Genomic DNA, 5838 nt, shown 5'->3' on the forward strand with positions numbered 1-5838 from the left:
GCGATACTGGGATTGAACCAGTGACCCCTACCGTGTCAAGGTAGTGCTCTCCCGCTGAGCTAATCGCGCCTGGTGTGGCGGTTGTGCAGCGAGCCCCGATGGGCTCGTTACTGTGCGCGATACTGGGATTGAACCAGTGACCCCTACCGTGTCAAGGTAGTGCTCTCCCGCTGAGCTAATCGCGCCTGGTGTGGCGGTTGTGCAGCGAGCCTCGAAGGGCTCGTTACTGTGCGCGATACTGGGATTGAACCAGTGACCCCTACCGTGTCAAGGTAGTGCTCTCCCGCTGAGCTAATCGCGCCTGGTGAGGCGGTTGTGCAGCGGACCTCGTGAGGTCCGACGTGCGCGATACTGGGATTGAACCAGTGACCCCTACCGTGTCAAGGTAGTGCTCTCCCGCTGAGCTAATCGCGCGGGGAGGTCTCCCGGTGGAACCGGGAGAACCCCTTGGAGGTGGAGACGGGATTTGAACCCGTGTACACGGCTTTGCAGGCCGTTGCCTCGCCTCTCGGCCACTCCACCAGGCAACGCATGAAGAACGACCTTACACTGTTCTCCATCGAGCGGACGACGAGATTCGAACTCGCGACCCTCACCTTGGCAAGGTGATGCTCTACCAACTGAGCTACGTCCGCCTGTCTCCCCGGGACCTTCACCGCTTTTCCTCGGCTGCGCTCCCTGGCGACGTGTTGAACTCTAGCGGATTCCCGGGCCAGCTAAAAATCCGTTCCCGCAGCGTGCCGAGGGGATGCCGACGGAGTGCCGTTCCGTCAGCCCCTCCGGCCGGTCACCGGCCACCACCTGCGGCGCTCCCGGACGATCATCCGCAGGCCACCCGGCGCACACCGGCGCGACGCACTCAGCTGCTCGTACGCGGGGGCGCGGCGGGCTCGGGCCCGACCCGGGGCACGCCCCCGACCTACACTTCAAGCACCGCCACCCCCCAGCACCACCGCGCAGGAGAACCGTGTCCGGCCATCCCGACCCCCGCACCCCGCTCGCCCGCTTCGGCGGCCGCCTGGCCACCGGACTGCGCGACGTCACCTCGGACCCGGCCGCGCTCGACTCCTCCGGCTACTGGGCCGTCGCCTACGACTTCGAGGGCCGACTGACCTGCGCCCGCTTCGACGAGGTCCGCCCCGCGCCCGCCCCGCCCTCCGGCGCGGGCTGGCACGGCCCGGACGCCGGCAGCTGGCACAGCTCCCTGGACCGCGCCGCCTACACCGCGGGCGTACGCCGCATCCGCGCGCACATAGCCGCCGGCGAGGTCTACCAGGCCAACCTCTGCCGGGTGCTCTCCGCGCCGCTGCCCGACCCCGACCGCAGCGACATCGACGCCCTCACCGGCCTCCTCGCCCGCGGCAACCCCGCCCCCTACGCCGGGACCGTCCGACTGCCCGACCACGGCGTCGAGATCGCCACCGCCTCCCCGGAGCTCTACCTGCACCGCACCGGGCGCACCGTCTCGTCCGGCCCGATCAAGGGCACCGGCCGCACCGAGGACGACCTCCTCGACAAGGACCACGCCGAGAACGTGATGATCGTCGACCTGGTCCGCAACGACCTCGGCCGGGTCTGCGGGACCGGTACCGTCACCGTGCCCGACCTCTGCGTCGTCGAGAAGCACCCCGGCCTGGTCCACCTGGTCTCCACCGTCGAGGGCACCCTGCGCGACGGCGCCGGCTGGCCCGAACTGCTCGACGCGACCTTCCCGCCCGGCTCGGTCACCGGCGCCCCCAAGTCCAGCGCCCTGCGGATCATCGACGCCCTGGAGACCGCCCCCCGCGGCCCCTACTGCGGCGCGATCGGCTGGGTCGACGCCGACCGCGGCGAGGGTGAACTCGCCGTCGGCATCCGCACCTTCTGGCTCGACCGGCAGGACCCGCGGGTACCGGTCCTGCGCTTCGGCACCGGCGCCGGCATCACCTGGGGCTCCGACCCGGAACGCGAGTGGGCGGAAACCGAGCTCAAGGCCGCCCGACTCGTCGCGATAGCGTCGGGCAGCGAGCCCGGCATCGACACCGCCCCCGAGCCGCACCGTGTCTAGGAACCGTGTCTAGGAGCAGCCCTCGATGAACACCCGCACCACGAGCTGGGTCAACGGAACCCTGGTCGACTCCGCCCACGCCGCCGTCTCGGTCCTCGACCACGGCCTCACCACCGGCGACGGCGTCTTCGAGACCATGAAGTCCGTCGACGGCCGGGCCTTCGCGGTCACCCGCCACCTCGACCGGCTCACCCGCTCCGCCCGCGGCCTCGGCCTGCCCGACCCGGACCACGCCGTGGTCCGCGAGGCCTGCGCCCAGGTCCTCGCCGCCAACCCGGCCCCGCTCGGCCGCCTGCGCGTCACCTACACCGGCGGCGACGCCCCCCTCAGCTCGGAGCGCGGCACCACCGGCCCCACCCTGGTGGTCGGCTTCAACGCCATCGGCCCCCGCCCCGACGAGACCGCCGTCGCCGTCGTCCCCTGGCGCCGCAACGAGCACAGCGCCGTCGCCGGCCTCAAGACCACCTCGTACGCCGAGAACGTGGTCGCCCTCGCCGCCGCCCACCGCACCGGCGCCTCCGAGGCCCTGTTCGCCAACACCGCGGGCCGACTCTGCGAGGGCACCGGCTCCAACGTCTTCGTGGTCCTCGGCGGCCGCCTGCTCACCCCGCCGCTCGCCTCCGGCTGCCTGGCCGGGATCACCCGGCAGCTGGTCGTCGACTGGTGCGGCGCCGAGGAGGCCGACCTCCCGCTCGGCGTCCTCGAGGAGGCCGAGGAGATCTTCCTGACCTCCACCACCCGCGACGTCCAGGCCGTCACCCGCGTCGACGACCGCCGGCTGCCCGGCACCGGCCCGGTCACCGCCAAGGCCATGGCCGTCTTCGCCGAGCGCAGCGGCGACGACCTCGACCCCTGACCCCGGGGAAACGGCCGGGCAGACGCCCCGGGCAGCACGGATAACCTTCCCGGCGAGGGGAAGGGACCACGACATGACCACCACGCTGCGCCCCGAGGGCCCGGAGACACCCACCACGGCCGGCGGCCGCACCAGACGCTGGCGGATCCTCGCGAACGGCCACCAGGTCGGCGCCCTGCGCACCAGCTCAGCCCGTCACGACAGTGAACTCTGGGGTGAGATAGCGGAGTTGGAGATCACGGAGGGCCGCGGTCGGGGCCGCGGCACCTTCGGCGCCCTGGCCGCGGAGGAGGTGCTGCGCGCCTGGGGCTGCACCCGGGTCGACGTCGTCGTCCCCGAGTCCGCGCCGATCGCCCGGGGGCTGGTCGCCGCCCTCGGCTACACCGAGCGGATGCGGAACCTGGGCAAGAGCCTGACCGCCGCCCCGCCGCTGCCCGCCGGTGTCACCGCCCGCCCGATCGACGCCGCCGAGTTCCCCGCCTGGATCGACCGGGCCGCGCGGGAGTACGTCCAGTCCCTGCGGGACTCCGGCCTCACCGAGGCGCAGGCCCGCGCCAAGTCACGCCTGGACCACCGCAACGTCCTCCAGCAGGGCGTCGAGACCCCCGGCGTCGCCCTGCGCCGCCTCCACGGCCCGGGCGGCGCCCCCGAGCCGCTCGGCTCGCTCTGGGTGAACCTCCACCTGCGCGACCTGCCGGACGGCACCCCGCTCGCCTGGGTCATGGTGGTCGAGGTGGACCGGGCCCACCGAGGCCGGGGCCACGGCCGCACCCTGATGCTGCTCGCCGAGCGGGAGTGCCTGGCCGCCGGAGTGCGCGAACTCGGCCTGAACGTCTTCTCCGGCAACCGGGCCGCCCTCCGGCTCTACGCCTCGCTCGGCTACCGGGTCGTCAACCGCTGTTACGGCAAGCCGCTGTGAGCAGTTGACGCAACGTCAGACCGACGGGGCGTCAGGTGCGTCGGTCAGGAGGCCTTCGCCGCTTCGATGACCGCGACGATCCGCTCGCGCAGCCCGTCCTGGCTCTTCCCGCCGTCCAACCGCTCGCGGCCGATCACGTACGTCGGCGTCCCGGTGACCCCGATCGCCTTGCCCTCGGCCTGGTCGGAGTCCACGATCAGCATGTGCCGGCCGTCGACCAGCGCGGTGTCGACCTCCTCGGCGTCCACCCCGACCTCCCGGGCCACCTCCAGCAGCAGCTTCTGCCCCCGGGCGTCCAACTCCTCGACCCGGGCCAGCAGCGCCTCCACGAACGGCCACCCCAGCCCCTGGGCGAACGCCTCCTCGGCCGCCTCCGCCGCGGCGTAGGCGTGCTTGTGCTTCTCCAGCGGGAAGTGCCGCAGCTCGACGGAGAGCGCGTCGCCGTACTGCGCGCGCAGCGCCCGTACGTCGTCCAGGGCGGTGCGGCAGTCCGGGCACTGGAGGTCGCACCAGAACTCGAGGCGGGGGAGGGAACCATCGATCATTCCCCCAGTGTTCCACTAGTGGGTGCCCGCCCCCGCCCGGCGGTGCGCCCGAGGGCGGACCGAGAGGGAGGCACCGATGTCCAGGACCACCGGAAGCGAAGGGGCGCACCCGTGCTGACCGCGGCGATCAGTTTCCTCCTCACGGCCGGCGGCGTGGCCGTCGCGGGCCTGCGGGCCCGGCGGCGGCGCTTCCGCTCGGCGACCCGCTGGTTCGCGGTCGCCCTGCTGCCCGCCGGGCTCTACCTGACCGGACTGTTCCCGCTGGCGAGCACGATCGGCCGGGAGTTCGCCGACTGGGCGGCCAAGCTGGTCTTCGACCCCCGGGTGTGGACGGGCCTGGTGCTGCTCGGCGTCTCCGCCGCGCTGCTGTTCGCCAGCCGCTGGCCGGGCCGGCGCGGTGAGGTGGAGTCCTCCGCGGAGCGTCCGGCCGCGGCCGGAGCGGCTCCGGAGCGTCCGGCGGTGGCCCAGGCACCCAAGGCGCCCAAGGCGTCGAGGGACCCCAAGGCGTCCGGCAAGCCGCAGGCGGGCAAGCGGGACGACGGCCTCGGCGACTTCGCCGACATCGAGGAGATCCTCCGCAAACGCGGTATCTGAGCCGGGCGGGAGGTGCGGCGCCGGTCAGGCGGGGGCGACGGCCTCCGCCGACCGCTGGCGCGCCCGGTAGGCGGCGACGTGCAGCCGGTTCCCGCAGGTGCGGCTGTCGCAGTAGCGCCGGGAGCGGTTCCGGGAGAGGTCCACGAAGACCCGCGCGCAGTCCGGCGCCTCGCACCGGCGCAGCCGCTCCCGCTCGCCCGCCATCAGGATGAAGGCCAGCGCCATGCCGAGTTCCGCCGCGAGGTGGGGCCCGAGCGCGGCGTGCGGGGCGAAGTAGTGGATGTGCCAGTCGTGGTGGTCGTGGTTGACCAGCCGGGGCGTCGTCCCGGCGGCCGCGACGATCGCGTTGACCAGCTCGGCGGCCGCTTCGGTGGACTCCGTCCAGAACACCTCGCGCAGCCGGGTGCGCAGCTCCTGCACCTGGCGCAGGTCGTCCTCGGTCAGCGAGTCGATCTCGCTGATCTCCTGGCGGCCCACGAAGGCGTCCAGCGCGGCGACGTCCGGCAGTCGCTCGTCGCCGCACACCTCGGGCGCGGTGTTGAGCAGATCCACGAGGATGCTCAGCGCGCACTCGGTGTCATGGGTGATCAGCACGTTGGGACTCCTCGCGCAGGGGGACTCCGGTACCCCGCGTCCACGGTTACCCCAGACCATACCGGCCCTTGCGGCATAAGGGCGGCGCCTTCGTTCGAAGGCCTGTACGGATTCCGGCGGAGTGTCCCGGTCTGGGCGCGGCCCGGGTGTCGGCGGCCCCGCCGAGCCCCTCGCCCCGCGGCCCGGGAGGAGCCGCCGGGGACCCCGGAAACGACGGTGGCGCCCGGCAGCCCGTTGGGGATCTTGGAGAAGTCGCCGCGGCCGAGCTCCGACTGGCCTGTCT

Annotated in this window: 6 protein-coding genes and 5 tRNA genes; 4 read left to right on the forward strand and 7 right to left on the reverse strand. The window is 72.9% G+C overall.

The annotated features are described in order from the left end of the window. Positions 1–113: 113 nt before the first annotated feature. The 5 genes from ACFWXO_RS44580 to ACFWXO_RS44600 all read right to left on the reverse strand — a co-directional run bounded on the left by ACFWXO_RS44580 (position 114) and on the right by ACFWXO_RS44600 (position 635). Positions 114–185 (reverse strand) — tRNA-Val (locus ACFWXO_RS44580). 44 nt (positions 186–229) lie between these two features. After that, positions 230–301 (reverse strand) — tRNA-Val (locus ACFWXO_RS44585). A gap of 41 nt (positions 302–342) precedes the next feature. Next, positions 343–414: transfer RNA gene (locus tag ACFWXO_RS44590), tRNA-Val, on the reverse strand. Between the two features lie 34 nt (positions 415–448). Next, a tRNA-Cys gene (locus tag ACFWXO_RS44595) sits at positions 449–522 on the reverse strand. A gap of 40 nt (positions 523–562) precedes the next feature. After that, a tRNA-Gly gene (locus ACFWXO_RS44600) sits at positions 563–635 on the reverse strand. 332 nt (positions 636–967) lie between these two features. On the opposite strand from ACFWXO_RS44600, the gene ACFWXO_RS44605 reads away from it, so the two are divergent. From ACFWXO_RS44605 to ACFWXO_RS44615, 3 genes are all read left to right on the forward strand, one after another. Beyond that, positions 968–2047: a chorismate-binding protein gene (locus tag ACFWXO_RS44605; RefSeq protein WP_375890052.1), complete on the forward strand. Its 1080-nt coding sequence runs from the start codon at positions 968–970 to the stop codon at positions 2045–2047. 25 nt (positions 2048–2072) lie between these two features. Next, positions 2073–2903: an aminotransferase class IV gene (locus ACFWXO_RS44610; RefSeq protein WP_380532800.1), complete on the forward strand. Its 831-nt coding sequence runs from the start codon at positions 2073–2075 to the stop codon at positions 2901–2903. A gap of 73 nt (positions 2904–2976) precedes the next feature. Further along, positions 2977–3822, forward strand: coding sequence for a GNAT family N-acetyltransferase (locus ACFWXO_RS44615; protein WP_375890048.1), 846 nt, complete (start codon positions 2977–2979; stop codon positions 3820–3822). A gap of 44 nt (positions 3823–3866) precedes the next feature. Here ACFWXO_RS44615 and ACFWXO_RS44620 read toward each other — a convergent pair whose 3' ends face one another. Beyond that, positions 3867–4367: a DsbA family protein gene (locus ACFWXO_RS44620; RefSeq protein ID WP_380532803.1), complete on the reverse strand. Its 501-nt coding sequence runs from the start codon at positions 4365–4367 to the stop codon at positions 3867–3869. A gap of 111 nt (positions 4368–4478) precedes the next feature. Between ACFWXO_RS44620 and ACFWXO_RS44625 the strand changes: the two genes are divergently transcribed. Next, the gene (locus ACFWXO_RS44625; RefSeq protein WP_375890044.1) at positions 4479–4961 is read left to right on the forward strand and encodes a hypothetical protein; all 483 of its coding nucleotides are present in this window, start codon (positions 4479–4481) and stop codon (positions 4959–4961) included. 24 nt (positions 4962–4985) lie between these two features. Here the strand turns inward: ACFWXO_RS44625 and ACFWXO_RS44630 are convergent, their stop codons facing one another. Beyond that, positions 4986–5555: a CGNR zinc finger domain-containing protein gene (locus ACFWXO_RS44630; RefSeq protein WP_360230149.1), complete on the reverse strand. Its 570-nt coding sequence runs from the start codon at positions 5553–5555 to the stop codon at positions 4986–4988. Positions 5556–5838: the final 283 nt, after the last annotated feature.

The organism is Kitasatospora sp. NPDC059088 (assembly GCF_042738155.1).
In the GTDB taxonomy this organism is placed as follows: Bacteria; Actinomycetota; Actinomycetes; order Streptomycetales; family Streptomycetaceae; genus Kitasatospora.

Bases quoted from the DNA above. Each gene is read 5' to 3' on its own strand.
- ACFWXO_RS44610 (WP_380532800.1), top strand. From the start codon at position 2,073: ATGAACACCCGCACCACGAGCTGGGTCAACGGAACCCTGGTCGACTCC.
- ACFWXO_RS44615 (WP_375890048.1), top strand. From the start codon at position 2,977: ATGACCACCACGCTGCGCCCCGAGGGCCCGGAGACACCCACCACGGCC.
- ACFWXO_RS44620 (WP_380532803.1), bottom strand. From the start codon at position 4,367: ATGATCGATGGTTCCCTCCCCCGCCTCGAGTTCTGGTGCGACCTCCAG.